The following is a 22,027-nucleotide window of genomic DNA, read 5'->3' as shown; positions in this document are numbered from 1 at the left end:
CGCCCCCTTTCACAGTCCCTCTGAGAAGGCGTCCATGCCGACCCACCTCTCCGTCAACGTCAACGCGATCGCGCAATTGCGCAACCGGCGCAACCTGCCCTGGCCGAGCGTCGTCGGCCTGTCGCGCATCGCCATGCAGGCCGGCGCCTATGGCATCACCGTGCATCCGAGGCCGGACGAGCGCCATATCCGCCGCACCGACGTGTTCGACCTCTCCGACATGTTGCGCAAGGAGTTCCCGGCGGCCGAGTTCAACATCGAGGGCTATCCGAGCGAGGATTTCCTCGAGCTCTGCGAAAAGGCCAAGCCGGCCCAGGTGACGCTGGTGCCCGACGACCCGGCGCAGGCGACCTCGGACCATGGCTGGGACGTGGCCAAGGACAGCGCCCTGCTGACGCGTGTCTGTTCCCGCCTCAAGGCGCGCGGCTTTCGCGTGTCGCTGTTCCTCGACGCCGACCCGGCCCTGGTCGCCGGCGCCAAGGCGGTCGGCGCCGATCGCATCGAGCTCTATACCGGCCCCTATGGCAGTGCCTTCGCCGAGCATGAGGCGGCCGCCGAACGCGAGAAGCTGAAGCGGACGGCGCAAGCCGCCGAAGCGGTCGGGCTCGGCGTCAATGCCGGGCACGACCTGACCCTCGACAATCTGCCGCCGCTGATCGCCGCGATCCCGTCGATCGCCGAGGTCTCGATCGGCCACGGCCTGGTCGCCGAGGCGCTCATCCGCGGCATGACCGAAACGGTGAAGCTCTACCGTCGCGCCTGCGGCGACAAGGGATGAACCTATGCAGGGGATTAACCTATGCAGGCCTGGCCTTGTGCCGGGAATGATCTTGCGCCAAGAAGCGGCGCGCCATTCATGATCTGATCGTCGCGCTGCCGCGCAAGGACGGATTGTTTCGTGACCCAAGGATCGGGACCTGAGCCCGAAGACCAAGAAGGAAGCCTGGATATGCGTGTCTATTACGATCGCGACGCCGATCTCAACCTGATCAAGTCGAAGAAGGTTTGCATTGTCGGCTATGGCAGCCAGGGCCACGCCCATGCGCTCAACCTGCGCGATTCCGGCGTCAAGGACGTCGCCATCGCATTGAAGGCCGGTTCGGCGACGCGCGCCAAGGCCGAAGCGGCCGGCTTCCAGGTGATGACGCCGGCCGAAGCCGCCAAGTGGGCCGACATCATGATGATGCTGACGCCCGACGAGCTGCAGGCCGACATCTATCGCGACGATCTGCACGGCAATATGAAGCCGGGCGCGGCGATCATGTTCGCCCACGGCCTGAACATCCATTTCAACCTGATCGAGGCCCGCAAGGATCTCGACGTGCTGATGGTCGCGCCGAAGGGCCCGGGCCACACGGTGCGCTCGGAATACCAGCGCGGCGGCGGCGTGCCGACCCTGATCGCGATCCATCAGGACGCCTCGGGCAATGCCCATGACCTTGGCCTGTCCTATGCCTCGGCCAATGGCGGCGGCCGCGCCGGCATCATCGAGACGACCTTCAAGGAAGAGTGCGAGACCGATCTGTTCGGCGAGCAGGTGGTGCTCTGCGGCGGCCTGGTCGAGCTGATCAAGGCTGGCTACGAGACGCTGACCGAGGCCGGTTATGCTCCGGAAATGGCCTATTTCGAGTGCCTCCATGAGGTCAAGCTGATCGTCGACCTCATCTATGAGGGCGGCATCGCCAACATGAACTACTCGATCTCCAACACCGCCGAGTACGGGGAATATGTCACCGGACCGCGCATCATCACCGCCGAGACCAAGGCCGAGATGAAGCGCGTGCTGACCGACATTCAGTCCGGCAAGTTCACCCGCGACTGGATGCTCGAGAACAAGGTCAACCAGACCTCGTTCAAGGCGACCCGTGCGCGCATGGCCGCTCATCCGATCGAAGAGGTCGGCGCCAAGCTGCGCGACATGATGCCCTGGATCAAGGCCAAGGCGCTGGTCGACAAGACCAAGAACTGAGCGCTATCGTCATTCGGTTTTCGGGGCGGCGCAGGCCGCCCCGAAGTCCCGATCTCGACCGGACGGACCTGATCGTCGCGGCATGCGGTGGTGCTCGGCACTGGCGCGCATCTATGAGTTGACCTGCGGTAATATCCAGCTATTGAACAGTATCGGAGTACCAGTCTGGGGATGACTGGAACTTGAGGATGTTCATGTCGCAGTCGAGCCTCCGCGTCGTCTCGGGCCTGCCCTTCGTCAGGGAAAAGCTGACCCAGCTCTACGTCGCCCGCGTGCGCGGCGACATGGCCGCGTTCGCGGCGGGCTTTGCGGTCGACGGCGTCTTCCACCTGCTCGGCGATCCTCGGCTGGTGCCGGAAGCAGGCCCTCGCTGCGGCCGCGCGGCGATCCAGGCGGTGCTCGAAAGCCTGTTCCGCAACTATCAATATATTGACGGGCTGCTGGTCGACATGATCGTCGATCTGAATGCGGCGGTGGTCCGCCGTCATGTGACGCTGCGCAGCCCCGCCACCGGCGCCATCGCCGAATTCGAGGTGGCCGAGCACCTGCGCCTCAGAGATGGCGAGATCGTCGAACTGGTCCAGTTCATGGACACCGCGTCGATGGCGGTGCTGGCCGGAAGGATCTGACATGCGGATCGCGTCGGCCGGCCCTCGCATCGACCCGGCCGCCCAGCGCGCCGCGCTGCGCGAGGCGATCGGCGCCTTCTACACGGCACGCCAGGCTGGCGACGTCGCAAGCTTCGCCCATTATTTCGCGCCCGATGCCCGCCTGTTCGTGCTCGGCAATCCCGTGCTCAATCCGGGATCGGGAATGCGGCTCGGCCGCCCCGATATCGTCAGCTACCTCCGCCACATCCACGCCACCAACGACTATCTCGACTTCACCCTGGTCAGCGTGGTCGCCGAGGGCGACACGATCGCGGTCTGGTGGCGCGCCCGCATCAAGGCGCGCTCCAACAACGGCGAAGGGACATTCGACAATCTTGATCAGATGCGCATCCGCAACGGCCAGATCATCGAGCTGGCGCAGTTTTTCGACACCGGCGCTTTTGCGATCATGAAGGGCCGGATCCCGCTGCCCTGAGCCCCTTGCCGTGAGCCCTTATTTCATGAGCCGGCTGACGGCCGGCTCATGAAAAAGGGGCGGCTTGCGCCGCCCCTCGATCGAAGCCGGGACAATGGGTGTTCGGCTCAGAAGCGAATGCGCGAGCGGATCGCATCCTTGGCCGTCTGGTTGAGCGAAGTTCCGGCCATGCGGCGCTCGAAGTCCTCCCAGTTGAGGAAGCGGCCCTTGGCGCGTTCGGCCAGGATCGCCTGGGCGCGCGCCGCGCCGATCTGCGGCAGGCCATCGAGTTCAGCCTGGGTCGCCGTGTTCAGGTTGACCGCGCCAGCCTGGGTCTGAGCCGGGCGGGCAGCGGTCGCCGCGCCGCCGGTGGCCGCCGGCGCAGCCGCCGCAGGCGCGGCGGGCCGGGCCGGTTGAGCGGTTGTCGGAGCGGTCGTCGGAGCGGTGGGCGCGGTGGCGGCGGGACGCGCCGGCTGCGTGGTGGCAGGCGCGGTGGCGGCCGGTGCTGCCGGACGGGCGGGCTGGGCCGTGGCCGGTGCAGCAGGCTGCTGGTTCTGGTTGGCCGCCGGCCGGCGCGTGCCAGGCGCGGTGGTGTCAGGCGCGCTTGCGCCTGGTGTTGCAGGGACCGTTGGCGCGGGCTGGGCCTGTGCCAGAGCCTGGCCGACCAGAAGGGTGGAGACCGCGGCAGCGGTGAGAAAGCGCGACAGGATCATGACGAACCCATTCGATAGCCCGGCGCTTGTCTCCCTTAAGCTCGATCGCGGCGGCCGGGCGTGCCGCGATGAAGCAATGCCGTATCGGATCGATCCGGCAAGATCATCAAGCCCCTGCACAATGACGCGCCCGTGAGCGGTTTGCATCTTTTTTGCGGCTGGGGATGAACGCCGGCTGAATTTGCGCTTTTTCGGCTTTTTCAGCCGGTTCCGAGGCTGTTCGACGCCGGAACCTGATGGCTCGCTTCAACGATCGGAATTGGCACCGGCCAGGGGCCGTGGCTAAGCTGCCGCAGCGGAGCCAGCCTCATGAACATTCTCTCCATCCAGTCCTGGGTCGCCTATGGCCATGTCGGCAATGCCTCGGCGATGTTTCCGATGCAGCGCCTCGGGCACGAGGTCTGGGGCATCCACACCGTGCAGTTCTCCAACCATACCGGCTACGGCGCCTGGAAGGGCCGGGTGTTCGACGCGCCGATGATCGAGGAACTGGTCGACGGCATCGCCGAGCGCGGCGTGCTGGCGCGCTGCGACGGCGTGCTCTCGGGCTATATGGGCTCGGCCGATATCGGCACCGGCATCCTGAGCGCGGTCGGCCGGGTACGCGCCGCCAATACCAAGGCGCTCTATTGCTGCGACCCGGTCATCGGCGATGTCGGCCGCGGCGTGTTCGTCCGGCCGGGCATTCCCGAATTCATGCGCGACCAGGCCTTGCCGGCAGCCGATATCGTCACGCCGAACCAGTTCGAGCTGGAATATCTCGCCGGTCGGACAGTCATGACGCTCGCCGATGCGATTGCCGCCGTCGACGTCGTCCATGCCAAGGGACCGGCGATCGTCCTGGTCACCAGCCTGGTCACCGAGGATACCCCTGATGATGCCATCGACCTGCTCGCTTCCGGACCGGCCGGACGGTTCCGCGTCCGCACGCCGAAGCTCGGCCTGTCGATCAATGGCGCGGGCGACGCGATCGCCGCCCTGTTCTTCGTGCACGCGGCGACCTCCGATGATATCGCCTTTGCCCTGTCGCGCGCCGCTTCCTCGACTTATGGGTTGTTGAAGCGGACCGACGAAGCCGGCTCGCGCGAGATTCTGACCGTCGCGGCGCAGGACGAGTTCGTCAACCCGAGCCGCCTGTTCACACCCGAACAACTCAGCTGAGGCTCCGATGGCCCGTCGCTACCACACGCTCGACGTGTTCACCCACAAGGCGCTGACCGGCAACCCGCTGGCCGTCGTGCATGATGCCGAAGGCCTCGACACCGAGGCCATGCTGGCGATCGCGCGCGAGTTCAACCTGTCGGAAACGGTGTTCGTCCTGCCGGTCGCGACAGCCCGGCACCGCGCCGATATCCGCATCTTCACGCCCGGCGGGGAACTGCCCTTCGCCGGCCACCCGACGGTCGGCACGGCGATCATCCTGGCGAGCCTCGACGGCCTGGCGCCGGGCGCCGAGACGGCCTTCCTCATCGGCGAAAAGGCCGGGCCGGTTGCCTGCCGCGTGAGCCACCACGACGACGGACGCTTCGAGGCCACGTTCGACGCGCCGCGTCTGCCGGTGGCGCTCGACCGCACCCCCGATACCACACAGCTCGCCGGCATATTGGGCCTGGACGCCCGCGACATCGGCTTTGCCGCCCATGTGCCGAGCCGCTTCGGCGCGCCGGTCTCGTTCTGTCATGTGCCGGTGCGCTCGCGCGCGGCGATCGACGCCATCCGCGTCGACACCCGCTGGTTCGCCGAAACCTTTGCCGCCATCCGCGAGGACCACCCGGCGATCTTCGCCTATACGCCCGACACGGTCGATCCCAGGGCTGCCTTCTATGCCCGCATGTTCGCGCCTGGGCTCGGCATCGCCGAAGATCCGGCGACCGGCTCGGCGGCGGCCGCCTTCGCCGGCGTGCTGGCCCGCTTCGAGCGGCTGACCGACGGCCGGCATGCCTTTCCGATCGAGCAGGGTTTCGCCATGGGCCGGCCGAGCCGGATCGAGCTTGGGCTGAGCACGCGCGCCGGCGCGGTCACCCGCGTCAGCATTGGCGGCGGCGCGGTGATCACGGGTGAAGGCCGGCTGCTGTTTTGAACGGCGGATCAAGAAAAACCCGCCGGACAAGGTCCGGCGGGTTTGTTGATTTGGCTGAATTCGGATCAGTAGACGCGACGGCAGCGGCGATAGCCGTAATCGTCGATCCAGCAACGGCGCCGCGGCGTCGTCTCGGCGCCGATCACGGCACCGGCAACACCACCGACAGCTGCACCCGCAAGCGCGCCACCACCCGTGCCGGTGGCCAGGCCGCCGATCAGAGCACCCGCGCCCGCGCCAATGGCGGCGCCGCCGGCGGCACGCTCTTCGCGCTCGGTGCAAGCGCCGAGCGTCAGTGCCAAAGCTCCGACGAGAACCAATTTCTTCAACATTGCTAACCCTCCTAAGTGCCCCTACCCGTCTAGACCATAGGTGATCCGACGAGGCCTTGCCAAGTCTTGCCCCGGCTGACCGTAGTGCAAGCCTAACCGGGTGTTGCATCTGCGCACGGGTGCGGCTCGTTGTGAGCCCGCCGCCCGCGCGCTAGACAAGGCCCCGTCGAGGGCCATGCCGTGACCGCACCATTCCGATTCATCCGCACCCTGGAGACCGAGGTCTCCCCAGCCCGATGGACCTACGCCGAAACGCATGCCGAGGCGATTCGTTCCGCCTGGCGGCGATGGACTGCCGACCAGCCGGCCATGTTCAATGGGCGGGTTCTGCTTCTGGTCGAAGGCGCCGCCGAGGGTGATCTGTTTCGGGGCCGTTACATCGCCGTCGATTTCGCCGAATTCCTGCATTTCATGCGCCTGGGCCAAGCCGACGGGTCGACCCGCAACGCCTTTGCCCTCGCCGGACTGACCAGCGCCGACGATTGCCTGCTGATGGGCGTGATGGCGGCCCACACGGCCAATGCCGGCAAGATCTACTTTCCCGGCGGCACGCCCGATCTCAGCGACGTGGTCGACGGCCGGGTCGATCTCGAGGGCAGCCTCCGGCGCGAATTGACCGAGGAGACCGGCCTCGGCCTCGATGAAGTGACCATCGAGGCGGGCTTCTGGCTCTACGAGGACGACAAGCGCCTGGCTTTCCTGAAGGTGGTGCGCTCGGGCCTCGACGCCGAACCCTTGCGGGCCTTGATCCTCGATCGCATAGGTCGCGACGAAAAACCCGAACTGGCCGACATTCACGTGGTGCGGAGCCGGGCCGATCTGCGTCCCGATCTTATGCCGGCTTTCCAGTTGGCCTATGCCGAATGGTGGCTGGCCCGGCGCGGCGCCGGACGGACCGGCTGATCCCGGCTCAATGGCCGAGCGCCAGGCGCAACGCCAGCCGCGGCGGCAGCCCGGCGGCCATGATCTTCGCCGCGGCCGCGGCGTGATCATAGGCCAGGCGATGCTGCGTCAGACTGTGCTCGCCAAGGTCGAGGATCGAATAGGCCGCGGCGGGATTGCCATCGCGCGGCTGGCCGACCGAGCCGATCACCACCTGGTATCGCGGCCCCGGGTCGAGCCGGATCGGGGTGCCCGCGGCCGGAACCAGGCCCTGGCAGCGGCCATCCGCCTCGAGCCGGAACACCACGGGCATATGGGTGTGACCTGAAAAGACCTGGGCTGCATCGGTCGCCGCCAGGCTGAGCTCTGCGCCGCGATCCGAGGTGATATAGGGCCAATCGCCCGGCTCATCGGCACCGGCATGGACATAAAGCCGCTCACCGTCGCGATGGGTCAGGGGCAAGCCGGCCAGGAAGCTCCGATGCGCGTCGGAGAGCTGCCCGCATGTCCAGACCACCGCGGCCATGGCGTCATGGTTCATGGTCGGAGCAAGCCGCTCGATCGCCTGGTCATGATTGCCCTTGACCACCACCGCGCCGCGCGCCGCCAGTGCTGCGACCGTCTCGGTGCAGAAGGCCGGATCGGCGCCATATCCGACAATGTCGCCCAGTACCACGAAACGGTCCGGCGCCTGGCTCCGCGCATGGGCAAGGCAGGTTTCGAGCGCTTCCCGGTTGCCGTGAATGTCCGACAGGAAGGCGATCCGCACCGGCTGTCCTCCGGCGGCAGGATCGGACGGTGCCGCCAGACTGCATGTCACAGGACCTTCCGTGCCACGGCAAGCCCGAATTTCAGTCAGCCGATTCGCGGCGTGCCGAGATCGGGATCAGTCAAGAGAATGATCGGGATCGCGGAAGACCGCGATCGGGATCACGGAAGACCGCGATCGGGATCACGGAAGACCGCGATCGGGATCACGGATAGCCGTAGCGCGACTTCACCGTGCGCAGCGCCGAACGCGCCTCGCCGTCGCGGCCACCGGCGCAGGCCTGCTCCGGCCCGCGCAGATCGGCGATGACCCGGCCATGGACCTCGCGGTTGACGTGGCCGGTCTGCAGGTCATTGTCCATCACGGCCCGGAAGCGAGCGATCTCGCCGGAACAGCCCGCACCTTCAGGCAGGCGGAAGTCGGAGCGCGTGACATATTGTGGCGCCGCCGCCGGTTGAGCCGCCGGGGCCTCTGCCGCGGTGTTGCAGCCGGCCAGGACCAGGGCACCGCAAAGTGCGAGCGCGGAACGGAAAAGCGTCATGACAGCCTCTTGCCGGTGGAATCGGGCACCGACTATTTAGGCCGACATGACGCCTTGGTGGAAGCGGTGATCGCGTCGGATCAGAGCGGCTTCAGGCCGCGCTCGATCTCGGCCCGGCGCGGCTCCAGGAAGGGCGGCAGCGCCAGCTTTTCGCCGAGCACGGCCATTGGCTCGTCGACATCGAAACCCGGACCGTCGGTGGCGATCTCGAACAGGATGCCGTTGGGTTCGCGGAAATACAGGCTCTCGAAATAATAGCGGTCGACCGGACCGGAATTCGGCACACGCATGTCCTTGAGACGGTCGACCCAGGCCCGGTATTGGGTGGCGTCGGGCGTCCGGAACGCGACGTGATGGACCGAGCCGGCACCCTGGCGCGCCTGCGGCAGGCCGGGCTCGACAGCCACGTGATATTCCGCCGCCGGGCCGCCCTCGCCCATCTCGAAGACATGCACCTCCGGTCCGGTCTCGCCGAGGCGATAGCTGCGCGCCCGGCCCATGCCGAGCACACGGGTCAGCACCAGTTCGGTCGGCCCGAGATCAGGCACGCTCGCGATGATCGGGCCAAGGCCACGGATCTGCCGCTCGGCCGGAACCGAGCTTGCGTCCCAGGCATGGGCCTCGCCGGCGCCGCCATCGTCGATCAGCGCCAGGCGCTGACCTTCCGGATCCTCGAAATCAAGGGTCAGGCGGCCGTCGCGGACGACCGGCTCCTGGTGCCTGACGCCATGCCTGGCGAAATGCCCGGCCCACCAGCGAATGGTGTCCGCGCCGGCGACACGCAGCGAGGTGCGGATGATCGAATTGGTGCCGCGGCGCTCGGGCGCGACCGGCCATTCGAAAAAGGTGACGTCCGAGCCGGGGCTGGCGAGACCGTCGCCATAGAACAGATGATAGGCCGAGACGTCGTCCTGGTTCACGGTGCGCTTGACCAGGCGCATGCCGAGCAGGCCCGAATAGAAGGCGTGGTTGGCCGGAGCATCGGCCGAGACGGCGGTGAGGTGATGGATGCCGGTGAGTTGCATGATGGATCCGTTCCAAGTGCTGGAGAACGGGACAGCGGCGCTCAAAGCCAAGCCGTCATCCCGATGGCCGTCGATCGGCCCTCGCTTCGTTGGACCAGAGATCGGAGCGGGCTTGCCCCGCTGCAAGGGCTCGAGCCGGCCGGCGCGCGGCGACCCGTGCAAGCGCCGTTTGCATTGCCGCCCGGAGCCGGTCCCCGCTCATTCGTGGCCGGAGCGCTCCACCGGGGGCGTGCCGTGGGTGTGGAACGAGGCAACCGTCTGCAAGCCCCAGGCCTGGCCCTTGCGGCGCTCGGCCTCGGTCCAGACGATCGGCTTCCAATCAGGCGCCAGCATCAGCCGCGCGCCGGCATTGGCGATCTCGACGCGGTTGCCGCCGGGCTCATAGACATAAAGGAAGAAGGTCTGCTGCACCGCGTGCTTGTGTGGGCCGGTCTCGATGAACACGCCATGCTCGAGGAAGACATCCGCGGCGCGAAGCACGTCCTCGCGGCTGTCGACGGCATAGGTCACATGGTGAAACCGGCCGGCGACGCCGGCATGGTCGGCGGTGAAGGCGATGTCGTAGGTCTTGTTGGTGGCGGTCAGCCAGGCGCCGGCCTCGGTGCCGTCGTCGAGCACGATCTGTTCGGTCGTGCGCATGCCGAGGCCCCGTTCGAGAAAACGCCTGGTCGCGGCGACGTCGAGCACCAGCAGGTTGAGGTGGTCGATGCGCCGGGCATTGACGCCGCGCGCCGGATAGCGCTGCGCCTGGTTCTTCAGCGCCGGGCGCAAATGGTCCGGCGCGTCATACCAGCGGGTGTCGTAATAGAGCTCGAACACATGTCCGTCGGGCCCGCGCGCACGAAAGGCCGCGCCGTGGCCGAGATCGCCCTCGGTCCAGCCGAGCCCGGCGCCCATGGCGGTCAATTCGGCGACGCGCCGGTCGAGCGCCTGCCGGCTGAAGGTCCGGAAGGCGACATGGCCGACGCCCGAGGTCGCGGCTTCCGTCAGCTTCAGCGTGTGGAATTCATAATCGTCCCAGCCGCGCAGGTAGACGCTGGCGCCGTCGCGCCCGCTCTCCTGCATGCCCATGACGTCGACGAAGAAAGCGAGGCTCTCGTCGGGTCTCGGGGTGAACATCTCGACATGGCCGAGATGGGCGAGATCCCGGCAAGGTTCGGCTTCGACCATCCCGACCTCCATCTGGCGCCTGTCCCGTCTGTTCACGCCTGGTCACGCGGCGATATCCGGCCGCCGGACAGCCATCAGTCACCGGCGCGACGGGCCAAATCAAATCCGTTGTTCGGCAGCATTGGTCGAAATCATGCATGAGCGAGGATCCGAAATGCCGTCAAACTTCTCATTTGCCTGCGGCCCGGCGGACAGGCGTCAATGCGGCTGATGACTGTCAGCGCCTCTCGTCCGGTTCACCGGCCACAACCGAGCCTCGCGGACCAAACCTAAAGTCGTAGACAGTTGTGCGATAATCGCTCTATCGTCTGAATACCGCACTTGACCGAGGCATGGCGCGACGACGATCATCAAGAAAACGCCGAGAACTGCGCCAGGGAGGACATATCATGCTGAACAGACGCCAGACGCTTGCCGGTCTCAGCGCCGCCGCTGTCACCGGATTCGGCACCAGGGCCGAGGCGCAGGAGGTCACCAAGATCGGCCTCATCCTGCCGATGACCGGGCAGTCGGCATCGACCGGCCGGCAGATCGAGGCCGCCGCCAAGCTCTATATCGCGCAGAAGGGCGCGACCGTCGCCGGCCGCCGGATCGAGCTCCTGGTGCGCGACGATACCGGCGCCGCCGACATCACCCGCCGCATCGCCCAGGAGCTGATCGTCAACGAGAAGGTGGCGGTTCTCGCCGGTTTCGGACTGACGCCGCTCGCCTTTGCGGCTGCCCCGCTCGCCACCCAGTCGAAGACGCCCATGGTCGTCATGGCCGCGGCGACCTCGGCGATCACCGAGCAGTCGCCGTTCATCGTGCGCACCAGCTTCACGCTGCCCCAGGCGACCCAGCCGATCGCCGACTGGGCCAGCCAGAACGGCATCAAGAAGGTGATCAGCCTGGTCACCGATTATGCCCCGGGCATCGACGCCGAAAGGGCGTTCAAGGAACGCTTCACCAAGGCCGGCGGCGAGCTGCTCGCCGAGCTGCGCGTGCCGCTGCGCAATCCGGACTTCGCGCCGTTCCTGCAGCGCGTCGCCGATGCCAAGCCGGACGCGCTGTTCGTCTTCGTGCCCTCGGGCATTGGCGGCCAGTTCGTCAAGCAGTTCATCGAGCGCGGCCTCGACAAGGCCGGCGTCAGGCTGATCGGCACCGGCGACGTGACCGACGACGATCTGCTCAACGACATGGGCGACGCGATCCTCGGCGTGGTCACCAGCCACCACTATTCGGCCGCCCACCCCTCGCCCGAGAACAAGGCTTTCGTGCAGGCCTTCCGTGCCGCCAATCCGAACATGCGGCCGAACTTCATGGCGATCGGCGGTTATGACGGCATGCATCTGATCTATGAGGCCTTGAAGAAGGCCGGCGGGGCCGCCGACGGCACGGCTTTGCTCGGTGCGATGCAGGGCATGAGCTGGGTCAGTCCGCGCGGACCGGTCACCATCGAGGCGCGCACCCGCGACATCACCCAGAACATCTATGTCCGGCGCGTCGAGAAGGTCGACGGCCAGCTCTACAATGTCGAGTTCGCAACCTTCGAGGCCGTGCCGGATCCGATCAAGGGTCGCTGAGCCATCATCGCCGCGACCGGGGCGGTCCTGCCGCCCCGGCCCGTTCCCGGGTTCCGCCACCGAGACGCGCCGACATGCTCACCATCCTGTTCGACGGCATCGCCTATGGCATGCTCCTGTTCGTCCTGGCCTGCGGCCTGGCCGTGACATTGGGGCTGATGAACTTCGTCAACCTGGCGCACGGCGCCTTCGCCATGGCCGGCGGTTATGTCACCGTCGTGCTGATGCAGCGCTATGGCGTGCCGTTTCTCGCCTGCCTGCCGCTGGCCTTCCTGGCGGCGGCGGCGCTGGGCGCGGTCGCCGAGCGCCTGCTCTACCGGCACATGTATGGCCGTAGCCACCTCGACCAGGTGCTGTTCTCGATCGGACTGGTGTTCATGGCGGTCGCGGCGGCCGACTATGTCATGGGCTCGTCGCCGCAGAACGTCCGGCTGCCCTCCTATCTGCTCGGCCGCTACGAGGTCTTCGGCATCGGCATCGGCGTCTACCGGCTGTTCCTGATCGGGGTGTGCGGCGCGCTGACCATCGCCTTGCAACTGATCCTGGCCAGGACCCGTTTCGGCTCGCGGCTGCGCGCCGCCGTCGATGATCCCAGGGTCGCGCGCGGCATGGGCATCGACGTCAATGCCATCTTCGCCGTGACCTTTGCCTTCGGATCGGGATTGGCCGGTCTCGGCGGCGCGCTCGGCGCGGAGATCCTCGGCCTCGATCCGACCTTCCCGCTGAAATTCATGCTCTATTTCCTGATCGTGGTGACGGTTGGCGGCACGTCGTCGATGACCGGGCCGTTCGTCGCCGCCCTCTTGCTCGGCTTCGCCGACGTCGCCGGCAAATATTACATCCCGCAGGCCGGGGCCTTCATCATCTATGCCGTGATGATCGCCGTGCTGATGCTCAGGCCGAACGGGCTGTTCGCCCGCGGCGTGACCCGATGAGCCGGCCATGCTGAAACTCTTCGGCCGCCGCTCCGACACGCCGGTTACTCCGGCCGGCTTCCTGAACAGCCAGGCGGCCTGGACGGCGCCGGAAATCCTGTTCTGGCTGCTGGCGCTCGCCATGCTGGCGATCGCGCCCAATCGCGCGGCCCTGCTCAACGAAATCGCGATCCTTGGCCTGTTCGCCCTGTCGATCGACCTGATCCTCGGCTATGCCGGCATCGTTTCGCTCGGCCAGGCCGCCTTTTTCGGCTTCGGCGCCTATGTCGCCGGCCTGTTGGCCAAGACGGTGGTTGCCGAGCCGGTCACCGGGCTCGTCGTCGCCATGCTGGCCGCCGGCCTGCTTGGCTTCGCCACCAGTTTCCTGATCATCCGCGGCACCGACCTGACCCGCCTGATGGTGACGCTCGGCGTCGCCCTGCTGCTCTATGAAGTGGCCAACAAGCTGGAATGGGTCACCGGCGGAACCGACGGCCTGCTCGGCATCGTGATGGGGCCGATCCTCGGCCTGTTCGCCTTCGACTTCCTCGGGCGGACCGCCTACCTCTACAGCCTGACCGTGCTGTTCGTCCTGTTCCTGCTGGCGCGCCGGATCGTGCATTCGCCGTTCGGCCTGTCGCTCAGGGCGGTCAAGGACAACCGGCTGCGCGCCGCTTCGATCGGCATTTCACCGGCCCGGCGACTGGTGATGGTCTATACGCTGTCGGCTGCCTATGCCGGCGCTGCCGGCGCGCTGCTGGCACAGACCACCGCCTTCGTCTCCCTGGAGGTTCTCGACTTCGGCAAATCGGCCGACGGTCTCCTGGTGCTGGTCATCGGCGGTTCCGGCTATCTCTATGGCGGGCTGATCGGCGCCGTCGCCTTCAAGCTGATGAAGGACTTCCTGTCCGGCATCACGCCGGCCTATTGGCTGTTCTGGATGGGCCTCTTCCTGGTCATCCTGGTGCTGATCGGCCGCGACCGGATCAGCCATCGGTTGAAGCTGCTGGCCCAGCGGGTGAAGCCATGACGCCGGCGCTGGAGACCCGCAACCTGGTGCGCCGGTTCGGCGGTCTGGTCGCCACCAACGACGTGTCGCTGTCGATTGCCCCGGGTACCCGCCATGCGCTGATCGGGCCGAACGGCGCCGGCAAGACCACGTTGATCAACCTGGTCACCGGCGTGCTGGTGCCGAGCTCGGGCTCGATCCGGCTGGAGGGCACCGATATCACCAGGCTGGCCCAGCACAAGCGGGTGGCGCGCGGGCTGGCCCGCACCTTCCAGATCAACCAGCTGTTCAACGACCTGACGCCGCTCGAGACGATCGGGCTGGCGATCTCCGAATATCAAGGCACCGGTGGCGAATGGTGGCGGCTCACCGGCTCCAAGCAGGCGGTGCTCGACGAGGCCGCCGACCTGCTCGAGACCTTCAAGCTCGCCGACGTCATGTATGCGCGCACCATGACGCTGCCTTACGGCAAGCGGCGGCTCCTGGAAATCGCCACGGCGCTCGCCTGCCGCCCACGCGTGCTGCTGCTCGACGAACCGGCCGCCGGCGTGCCGGAGGGCGAACGCCACGAGATCATCGATATCGTGGCCAGCCTGCCGCGCGAGGTCACCGTGGTCTTGATCGAACACGACATGGACCTGGTCTTCCGCTTCGCCGAACGCATTACCGTGCTGGTCCAGGGCGCGGTGTTCACCGAGGGCACGGTCGAAGAGATCCAGGCCGACCCGCGGGTGCGCGAGGTCTATCTCGGCGAGGCTTCGGAATGACCGAATTGCTCGTCCTCGACAATGTCGTGTCCGGTTATGGCGAGGCGATCGTCCTGAACCGCTTGTCGCTGCGCCTCGACCAGGGCCAGTCGCTCGCCCTGCTTGGCCGCAACGGCACCGGCAAGACCACGCTGATCGAAACCATCGCGGGCTTGACCACCTTCAGGAGCGGCACGATCCGGCTTGCCGGCCGTGATATCGCGGCAGTGCGGCCGGAACGACGCGCCGCGCTCGGGCTCGGCTGGGTGCCGCAGGAGCGCGGCATCTTCAAATCCCTGACGGTGGAAGAAAACCTCACCGCGGTCGCGATCGCAGGCGCCTGGACGCCCGACCGGGCCTTCGCCATGTTTCCACGGCTGAAGGAGCGCCGCGGCAATCTCGGCAATCAATTGTCCGGCGGCGAACAGCAGATGCTGGCGGTCGCCCGTTCGCTGGTGCTCAACCCCAAGCTGCTGCTGCTCGACGAGCCCCTGGAAGGCCTCGCTCCGATCATTGTCGACGAGCTGCTTGGCGCCATCAGGCGTATCGTCCGCGAGGAAGGCATGGCGGCCATCGTGGTGGAGCAGAAAGCGCGTAAGATCCTGCCGCTGACCGACAAGGCCGCCATTCTCGACCGCGGCGCGGTCGTGTGGGACGGCGACAGCGAGGCGCTGCTGGCCGATGCCGCAGCGCTTGACCGCCATCTCGGCGTTGCCGATCGTGGCGCAGGCAAACCGCTGGACAAAGCGCAATTCGAGGGAGATCCGTCATGACCAGCACCGTCGCCATCCCGGGCAAGACCGGGCCGTTCCGCGCCGACCAGGTCGGTTCGCTGCTGCGCTCGCAACCCTTGAAGGAGGCCCGCGCGGCAAAAGCCGCCGGCAAGATCGACGCCGCCGGCCTGAAGGCTGTCGAAGACAGCGAGATCAAAAAGCTGATCGCCAAACAGGAAGCGGTCGGCCTCAGCGGCATCACCGACGGTGAATATCGCCGCTCCTGGTGGCATTACGACTTCCTCTGGCAGCTCGATGGCGTCGAACGCATCGAGCTCGACCACGGCATCCAGTTCGCCGGCGTCGAGACCAAGGCGGAAGCGCCGCGGGTCGTCGGCAAGATCGGCTTCACCACCCATCCTTTCGTCGAGCACTTCAAGTTTCTGAAGGCGAACACGAAAGAGACGCCGAAGATGACCATTCCGTCGCCGTCCATGCTGCATTATCGCGGCGGCCGGAAGCTCATCAACATGGGTCTCTACCCCAATATGGACGACTATTACCGGGATCTCGGCCAGGCTTATAAGGGCGCGGTCCATGCCTTCTACGATGCCGGCTGCCGCTACCTGCAGCTCGACGACGTCAGCTTCGCCTATCTCTGCGATCCCGAGCAGAAGAAGATGCTGGCCGATCGCGGCGACGACCCCGATCATCAAGGCGTCATCTATGCCGGCATGGTCGAGGAAGCGATCAAGGACCGGCCGCGGGACATGACGATTACCATGCATCTGTGCCGTGGCAATTTCCGCTCGACCTTCGTCGCCTCCGGCGGCTACGAGCCGATCGCCGAACTCCTGTTCAACGCCATGCCGGTCGACGCCTATTTCATGGAATGGGACACGGAGCGCGCCGGTGGCTTCGAGCCGTTGCGCTTCCTGCCCAAGGGCAAGGCCGTCGTGCTCGGTCTGGTCACCTCGAAGAGCGGCGTCCTGGAAAAGAAGGACGATATCCGGCGGCGGATCGAGGAAGCCTCGCGTTATGCCCCGATCGAACAGCTCTGCCTGTCGGCCCAGTGCGGCTTCGCCTCGACGGAGGAAGGCAATGTGCTGGCCGAGGACGAGCAGTGGAAGAAGCTGGAAATGATCGTCGACGTGGCGCGCGAAACCTGGGGCTGAACGCCTCTGGAATATCGCGCGCCGCCATATGAAAACGGGCGCCGTTCTGCGCCCGTTGGTTCATGCCGGGATCGGCTCGCGCTTTTTGGCCGCGGCCAGCACCGCCATGCGGGCGGCCACCGAAGGCGGATCGGTCGACAGCGCCAGCGCTTCGGACGGCGGCAGCGTCTCGACGTGGTGGCAGGCCACCGTCGCGCCATCGGGGAAGGTGCGCGCCGCGGGCGACTCGGTCTTGCAGAGATCGGTCGCATAGGGGCAGCGGGTGTGGAAGGTGCAGCCAGGCGGCGGCTTCACCGGGCTCGGCACGTCGCCGGTCAGCAGCGAGCGCTGGTCGCGCGCGCCTGGACGCGGCACCGGCGCCGCCGCCAGCAGCGCGCGGGTATAGGGATGTTTCGGTGCCGAATAGAGCACCGCCTTGTCGGCGATCTCGACGATGCGGCCGAGATACATGACGGCCACCCGATCGGCGATGTGGCGCACCACCGCCAGGTCGTGGGCGATAAACAGGTAGCTCATGCCGAAGCGGGCCTGCAGGTCCTGCAGCAGATTGACCACCTGAGCCTGAATCGACACGTCGAGCGCCGAGACCGGCTCGTCGCAGACGATCAGGTCGGGCTGGGTGGCGAGTGCCCGGGCAACCCCGATGCGCTGGCGCTGGCCGCCGGAAAACTCGTGCGGGAAGCGCTCGGCATAGGCCGCCGCCAGGCCGACAATCGCCAGCAGTTCCTTGACCTTGGCGTCAACGGTCTGCTTGTCGGCCATGCCGTGCAGCAGCAGCGGTTCGGCCAGGATGTCGCCAATGGTCATGCGCGGATTGAGCGAGGCGAACGGGTCCTGGAAGACGATCTGCATGCGCCGGCGCAGCGTCCTGAGCTCGCGCTTCGACAGGCTGGAGATCTCCACCCCGTCAATGGTCACCCGCCCGCCGGTCGGATCGAGCAGGCGCAGCACCAGCCGGCCGGTGGTCGACTTGCCGCAGCCGCTTTCGCCGACCAGCGCCAGCGTTTCGCCCCGGTTGAGCGTGAACGACACGCCGTCGACCGCTTTCACCGCGCCGGTCTTGCGCGAGAAGAAGCCGCCGCCGAGCGGAAAATGCTTGGTGAGATTTTCGACGATCAGCAGGGGCGCCGTCATGCCGCGACCTCATCAATGGGGGCTTTCCAGCAGGCGACCTGATGGCCGGCTCCCAGATCGCGCAGCGGTGGCATTTCGTTCAGGCAGCGATCGGTCGCCAGCGTGCAGCGCGGCGCGAAGCGGCAGCCGACCGGCATGGTCTCCGGCGTCGGCACCATGCCCTCGATGGTCTGCAGGCGGTCCTGGTCGGCATCGAGCCTCGGCACCGAACCGAGCAGGCCGAGCGTATAGGGATGCTGGGCATCGTCGAACAGCGCCGCCACCGGCGCCCGCTCGACCACCTTGCCGGCATACATGACGACGACGTCATCGGCCATTTCGGCGACCACGCCGAGATCGTGGGTGATCAGGATGATCGCCGTGCCGAGACGCCCCTTCAGGTCGCGCATCAGATCGAGGATCTGCGCCTGGATGGTCACGTCGAGTGCGGTGGTCGGCTCGTCGGCGATCAGCACCTGCGGCTCGCAGGCGAGCGCAATGGCGATCATCACGCGCTGGCGCATGCCACCCGACATTTCGTGCGGGAAGGCGTCGACCCGGGTTTCCGGGCTGGGGATGCGGACCAGGCGGAGCATTTCGATCGCATGGGCCCGCGCCGCTTTCGCCGACAGGCCGCGATGCTTGATCAGGCCTTCGACGATCTGGTCGCCAACCCGGTAGACCGGATTGAGCGAGGTCATCGGCTCCTGGAAGATCATGGCGATCTTGGCGCCGCGGATCTCCTCCATCTCGGCGCGGGTCTTGGTCAGCAGGTCCTCGCCCTCGAACAGGATCTGGCCGCCGGCGCGAATGCCCGGCGGTTCCGGCACGAGGCCCATGATCGACAGCGAGGTGACGCTCTTGCCGCAGCCGCTCTCGCCGACGACCGCCAGCGTCCGGCCGCGCTCGACCGAAAAGCTGACGCCGTCGACCGCGCGGAAGAAGCCGCGCTCGGTGCGGAAATGCGTCGCGAGATCACGGACGTCGAGCACGACGTCCGTGGCCGGATTGACGGCGCCAGCTGTGCTGCCGCCTGTCACGATGGTCTGGGCCGTCGCCACGAAATCAGGCCCCCTTGCCCGGCGGGAACATCAGCGGCGAGATCTTCAGATGATCACGCTTGGCCCAGTCGAGCGCCTTGACGCCACGTTCGGCGTTGCGCTGGGCTTCCTCGAGTTTTGCCGCTGCGCCTTCGTGATCCATGGTCAACACCTTGCCGCCATCGACCACCTTCACGCCGTCGACGAAGACCGTGCGGATCGCCCGTTCGGCCGCGGCATAGATCATCGAGCGGACCGGGTCGCGCACCGGACGCATCGCCGGATGGGTAACGTCGACCAGCACGATATCGGCCTTGGCGCCGACCGCAATGCGGCCGATGTCCTTGCGGCCGAGCGCCTTGGCGCCGCCAAGCGTCGCGGCGTTGAACACATCGGATGAGCGCAGGTCATAACAATCCTCGCCGACGACACGCGACATGATCGCGACGTGGCGCATCTCCTCGATCATGTTGTGCGGATAGGTGTCCGTGCCGATCGCCATGTTGATGCCGCGGCGGACATATTCGCCGAAGGTCTGCAGCGTGATGCCGCGGCGCTGGAACACGGTCGGGCAATGGGCGACCGTCGTGTTGGTGTCGACCAGATCCTGCAGGTCGTCGCGGCGCGGCCAGTGGGTCGAGGTGTGGTGGTCGAGGAAGATGCCGTGGCCGATCAGCGAGCGGTCGGACAGCACGCCGAGCGAGCCGAGCCATTCGATCGGCGTCATGCCGTGGCGGCGGGTGATCTCGTGGAATTCGACCACCGACTGGGCGGCGTGGATCTGGAAGGGCAGCTTGCGGCGCTTGGCCTCCTGGAAGCTTTCCTTGATCAGGCCGGGCGTGCAGGTATCGATCTGGCTCGGCGAGACCATGCCGGACATGCGCCCCGAGGGGTGCTTGGCCGCGGCGTCGAGCACGGCCATGGCGGCGGCCATCGGCTTGGCGCCCTCGTCCTTGTCCCACTCGTATTCGACGACATAGCCGTTCTTGGTGAACCAGCGGCCAGAGCGGTACATCGGCGACAAGACGCCGCGCAAACCGGAAGCGGCGAAGTGGTCGAGCCAGCCATCCCAGGCAACCGACATGTCGACCAGGGTGGTGACGCCCGAGAGCAGCAGTTCGGAATAGGCGACGGTGGCCGAAGCGGGGATGGCGCTCGGATCGGGCGCGCCGCCGGCATCGGCCCGGAACAGCGGCATGAACTCGTAGAGCGACGACTGGTAGAGCTTGGTCGAGCCGAGCTCGTCGTTCCAGCCCTTGGTCATCGGCTCGGAGCCGGGATGGGAATGGACGTTGACCAGGCCCGGCATGACCAGCAGGCCCGAACCGTCGATCGTGGTGGTCGCCTTGCCGGCAAAACCCGGACCGACATGAATGATCTTGTCGCCCTCAAAGGCGACGTCGGCGTCGCGCAGGTAGGTGTGCTTGCGGCCGTCATAAGCGACGACCCAGGCGGCAGACTTCACGAGCGTGACGGACATGACGGTCTCTTCTGTTGGCAGGCTTTGGCTTTGCAGCCCTTCGAGATGCACGGTCTTGCAACGGTCGAGAGGCCGCCGGGCGTGGTGACGCCCGGCGGCCGAAGTTGCCTGGGATCAGCGCACGAAGCGCAGATCGAGACCCTTGTAGAAACCCGAGCCGTAGATGTTGTGGGCCTTGAACGGCGCCAGCCGGTTGGTCGCCGCGATCTTCATCGGCTCGTGATAGAGCGGGATCCACACCGCCGCCTCGTGAACCTGGCGCAGCACCTGGCCATAGGCCGCCGCGCGATCGGCATCGGCGATAGCCGCCGACCCGGTCTGCAGCAGCCGGTCGGTATCGGCGTTGCGCCAGTTCATCCGGTTCGGCGTCGGGATATTGGTCGAGCGAAAATAGAGGTTCAGCGCGTCGCCGGCGGTGATGTAGGGATAGGACATGCCGAACAGGTCGAATTCCTGCGTGCCCATCTTGCCCCAGGCAACGGTCGCATCGAACAGCTGAATGCGCAGGTCGACGCCGATCTTGCGCAGGTCGCCCTGCACCGTCTCCATCAGCTTCTGCCAGGTCGAGCCGGTGAAGCCGTAAACCAGCGGCGACAGGCGCTGGCCGTTCTTCGAGCGGAAGCCGTCGGCGCCGCGCACCCAGCCGGCAGCGTCGAGGATGCGATTGGCCTCGGCGACATTGGTGCGGATCAGGATGGGATCATTGCGCTTGTCCCAGTCGGTCGCGGCCTGGTGGATGTAGGAATAGGCCGGCTCGGTCTCGCCGAAGTTCAGGTCGCGCGAGATCGCTTCCTGGTCGACGGCCATGACGATGGCACGCCGCACGGCCGGATCGTCGACGCCGGCCTTGTCGACCTTGAAGCCGATGAAATAGGTCCAGAAGGCGGCCGGGTTCTCGACCACGCGCAGGTTCCGGTTGGCGCGGATCTGGGCAAGGCCGGAATAGGGCACATATTGGGTTGCCTGGCTCTGGCCGGTCAGCACCGCGGCAAGCCGGGTGTTTTCCTCGGGCACGATGCGCCAGACGATTTCCTGGATATGCGCCGGGCCCCGGTTCTCGTAGATCGGCGGGCCCCAGCGATAGGCGTCGTGGCGACGCATGCGCATATCGTTGCGCGGACGCCAGTCAACCCAGCAATAGGGACCGGTGCCGTTGAAGCCGCGCACGCCATAGTCGGCGCCGAGCGCCTCGACATTGGCCTTGTCGATGACGACGGCGAAGCTCTGGGTCAGCTGGTAGAGCAGTTCGGAGAACGGCGCCTTCAGGCGGTACTCGACCGTCGTCGCGTCGATGGCGACGATGTCGTCGACCGGGCCGGCGCGCCAGCTGACCGGCGAGCGGGTGGCCGGATCGATCCAGCGCTTGATCGAATAGACGACGTCGGCGGCCGTCAACTTCTTGCCGTCGCAGAACTGCACGTCGCTGCGCAGCTTGAAGGTATAGACCTTGCCGTCGGCCGAAACGCTCCAGCTTTCGGCGAGGCCCGGCTTGATCGAGACCATGTCATGGTCGAGCGACACCAGCGTGTCGGCCAGCATGAACAGCACTTCGGAGGCTGAACGGGCGGTCGAGCGATGCGGGTCGTAACGGTCGCTGTCGACCTCGCGCACGATGGTCAGGCTGTTCTGCTGCTGCGCAACGGCAGGCGCGGCGATCGTCAGGGCGCCGGCGACGGCCGTTGCCCAGAGAGTCAATCGTCGGGTGGTCATCGTGTCTCTCCTCTGAAAC

General features: G+C 66.7%; 23 protein-coding genes. 13 read left to right on the top strand and 10 right to left on the bottom strand.

The genetic code is table 11. From position 1 onward, the window contains the following. The first annotated feature begins 34 nt into the window (after positions 1-34). The 4 genes from E8M01_RS18895 to E8M01_RS18880 all read left to right on the top strand — a co-directional run bounded on the left by E8M01_RS18895 (position 35) and on the right by E8M01_RS18880 (position 3,055). Positions 35-778, top strand: coding sequence for a pyridoxine 5'-phosphate synthase (locus E8M01_RS18895; protein ID WP_136961540.1), 744 nt, complete (start codon positions 35-37; stop codon positions 776-778). 171 nt (positions 779-949) lie between these two features. Further along, positions 950-1,969, top strand: a complete 1,020-nt coding sequence (gene ilvC / locus E8M01_RS18890) for a ketol-acid reductoisomerase (RefSeq protein WP_136961539.1) — start codon at positions 950-952, stop codon at positions 1,967-1,969. Positions 1,970-2,163: 194 nt separating this feature from the next. Further along, positions 2,164-2,598: a nuclear transport factor 2 family protein gene (locus E8M01_RS18885; RefSeq protein ID WP_170181968.1), complete on the top strand. Its 435-nt coding sequence runs from the start codon at positions 2,164-2,166 to the stop codon at positions 2,596-2,598. 1 nt (position 2,599) lies between these two features. Then, positions 2,600-3,055 (top strand): nuclear transport factor 2 family protein, encoded by a 456-nt coding sequence (locus tag E8M01_RS18880; RefSeq protein WP_170181967.1) that lies wholly within the window; start codon positions 2,600-2,602, stop codon positions 3,053-3,055. Positions 3,056-3,162: 107 nt separating this feature from the next. On the opposite strand, the gene E8M01_RS18875 is transcribed toward E8M01_RS18880, so the two are convergent. Further along, the gene (locus E8M01_RS18875) at positions 3,163-3,747 is read right to left on the bottom strand and encodes a ComEA family DNA-binding protein (RefSeq protein WP_136961536.1); all 585 of its coding nucleotides are present in this window, start codon (positions 3,745-3,747) and stop codon (positions 3,163-3,165) included. Between the two features lie 309 nt (positions 3,748-4,056). Between E8M01_RS18875 and pdxY the strand changes: the two genes are divergently transcribed. Next, positions 4,057-4,908: a pyridoxal kinase PdxY gene (gene pdxY, locus E8M01_RS18870; protein ID WP_136961535.1), complete on the top strand. Its 852-nt coding sequence runs from the start codon at positions 4,057-4,059 to the stop codon at positions 4,906-4,908. A gap of 7 nt (positions 4,909-4,915) precedes the next feature. Beyond that, on the top strand, positions 4,916-5,827 hold the full coding sequence (locus E8M01_RS18865) for a PhzF family phenazine biosynthesis protein (RefSeq protein WP_136961534.1): 912 nt from the start codon (positions 4,916-4,918) through the stop codon (positions 5,825-5,827). A 65-nt stretch (positions 5,828-5,892) separates the two neighbouring features. On the opposite strand, the gene E8M01_RS18860 is transcribed toward E8M01_RS18865, so the two are convergent. Next, positions 5,893-6,159: a glycine zipper domain-containing protein gene (locus tag E8M01_RS18860; RefSeq protein WP_170181966.1), complete on the bottom strand. Its 267-nt coding sequence runs from the start codon at positions 6,157-6,159 to the stop codon at positions 5,893-5,895. 180 nt (positions 6,160-6,339) lie between these two features. Here E8M01_RS18860 and E8M01_RS18855 point away from each other — a divergent pair, with 180 nt between their 5' ends. Further along, complete coding sequence (locus E8M01_RS18855) at positions 6,340-7,062, top strand: NUDIX hydrolase (RefSeq protein WP_136961533.1); 723 nt, start codon at positions 6,340-6,342, stop codon at positions 7,060-7,062. Between the two features lie 7 nt (positions 7,063-7,069). Here the strand turns inward: E8M01_RS18855 and E8M01_RS18850 are convergent, their stop codons facing one another. The 4 genes from E8M01_RS18850 to E8M01_RS18835 form a co-directional block, all read right to left on the bottom strand. Further along, on the bottom strand, positions 7,070-7,810 hold the full coding sequence (locus tag E8M01_RS18850) for a metallophosphoesterase family protein (protein ID WP_136961532.1): 741 nt from the start codon (positions 7,808-7,810) through the stop codon (positions 7,070-7,072). Positions 7,811-8,015: 205 nt separating this feature from the next. Continuing rightward, positions 8,016-8,351: a hypothetical protein gene (locus E8M01_RS18845; protein ID WP_136961531.1), complete on the bottom strand. Its 336-nt coding sequence runs from the start codon at positions 8,349-8,351 to the stop codon at positions 8,016-8,018. A gap of 80 nt (positions 8,352-8,431) precedes the next feature. After that, a complete protein-coding gene (locus tag E8M01_RS18840; protein ID WP_136961530.1) occupies positions 8,432-9,376 on the bottom strand; it encodes a ring-cleaving dioxygenase in 945 nt (314 codons plus the stop codon). A 198-nt stretch (positions 9,377-9,574) separates the two neighbouring features. Then, positions 9,575-10,546 carry a catechol 2,3-dioxygenase gene (locus E8M01_RS18835; RefSeq protein WP_136961529.1) on the bottom strand — a complete coding sequence of 324 codons (972 nt, stop codon included), beginning with the start codon at positions 10,544-10,546 and terminating at the stop codon, positions 9,575-9,577. Positions 10,547-10,935: 389 nt separating this feature from the next. Between E8M01_RS18835 and E8M01_RS18830 the strand changes: the two genes are divergently transcribed. From E8M01_RS18830 to E8M01_RS18805, 6 genes are all read left to right on the top strand, one after another. After that, positions 10,936-12,108 carry an ABC transporter substrate-binding protein gene (locus E8M01_RS18830; protein WP_136961528.1) on the top strand — a complete coding sequence of 391 codons (1,173 nt, stop codon included), beginning with the start codon at positions 10,936-10,938 and terminating at the stop codon, positions 12,106-12,108. A gap of 74 nt (positions 12,109-12,182) precedes the next feature. Then, entirely contained in the window at positions 12,183-13,043 is an 861-nt protein-coding gene (locus E8M01_RS18825) for a branched-chain amino acid ABC transporter permease (protein ID WP_136961527.1), read from the top strand. Between the two features lie 7 nt (positions 13,044-13,050). Continuing rightward, the gene (locus E8M01_RS18820) at positions 13,051-14,052 is read left to right on the top strand and encodes a branched-chain amino acid ABC transporter permease (protein ID WP_136961526.1); all 1,002 of its coding nucleotides are present in this window, start codon (positions 13,051-13,053) and stop codon (positions 14,050-14,052) included. Next, positions 14,049-14,798: an ABC transporter ATP-binding protein gene (locus E8M01_RS18815; protein ID WP_136961525.1), complete on the top strand. Its 750-nt coding sequence runs from the start codon at positions 14,049-14,051 to the stop codon at positions 14,796-14,798. Before E8M01_RS18820 ends, E8M01_RS18815 begins: the two co-directional genes overlap by 4 nt. Continuing rightward, complete coding sequence (locus E8M01_RS18810; RefSeq protein ID WP_136961524.1) at positions 14,795-15,550, top strand: ABC transporter ATP-binding protein; 756 nt, start codon at positions 14,795-14,797, stop codon at positions 15,548-15,550. The genes E8M01_RS18815 and E8M01_RS18810 overlap by 4 nt, the downstream gene beginning before the upstream one ends. Continuing rightward, positions 15,547-16,665 (top strand): 5-methyltetrahydropteroyltriglutamate--homocysteine S-methyltransferase, encoded by a 1,119-nt coding sequence (locus E8M01_RS18805; RefSeq protein ID WP_136961523.1) that lies wholly within the window; start codon positions 15,547-15,549, stop codon positions 16,663-16,665. The genes E8M01_RS18810 and E8M01_RS18805 overlap by 4 nt, the downstream gene beginning before the upstream one ends. A gap of 60 nt (positions 16,666-16,725) precedes the next feature. Here the strand turns inward: E8M01_RS18805 and E8M01_RS18800 are convergent, their stop codons facing one another. The 4 genes from E8M01_RS18800 to E8M01_RS18785 form a co-directional block, all read right to left on the bottom strand. Next, positions 16,726-17,799, bottom strand: a complete 1,074-nt coding sequence (locus E8M01_RS18800) for an ABC transporter ATP-binding protein (protein WP_136961522.1) — start codon at positions 17,797-17,799, stop codon at positions 16,726-16,728. Continuing rightward, a complete protein-coding gene (locus tag E8M01_RS18795) occupies positions 17,796-18,839 on the bottom strand; it encodes an ABC transporter ATP-binding protein (RefSeq protein ID WP_246088357.1) in 1,044 nt (347 codons plus the stop codon). Before E8M01_RS18795 ends, E8M01_RS18800 begins: the two co-directional genes overlap by 4 nt. 4 nt (positions 18,840-18,843) lie before the next feature. After that, positions 18,844-20,298 (bottom strand): amidohydrolase family protein, encoded by a 1,455-nt coding sequence (locus tag E8M01_RS18790; protein ID WP_136961521.1) that lies wholly within the window; start codon positions 20,296-20,298, stop codon positions 18,844-18,846. A gap of 114 nt (positions 20,299-20,412) precedes the next feature. Then, complete coding sequence (locus E8M01_RS18785; protein WP_136961520.1) at positions 20,413-22,008, bottom strand: ABC transporter substrate-binding protein; 1,596 nt, start codon at positions 22,006-22,008, stop codon at positions 20,413-20,415. Positions 22,009-22,027 lie beyond the last annotated feature (19 nt).

The sequence above is a fragment of the Phreatobacter stygius genome (genome assembly GCF_005144885.1).
Classification (GTDB): Bacteria; Pseudomonadota; Alphaproteobacteria; order Rhizobiales; family Phreatobacteraceae; genus Phreatobacter; species Phreatobacter stygius.
The sequence above is the reverse complement of the archived record's forward strand: the minus strand, read 5'-3'. Positions and strand labels throughout refer to the sequence as shown.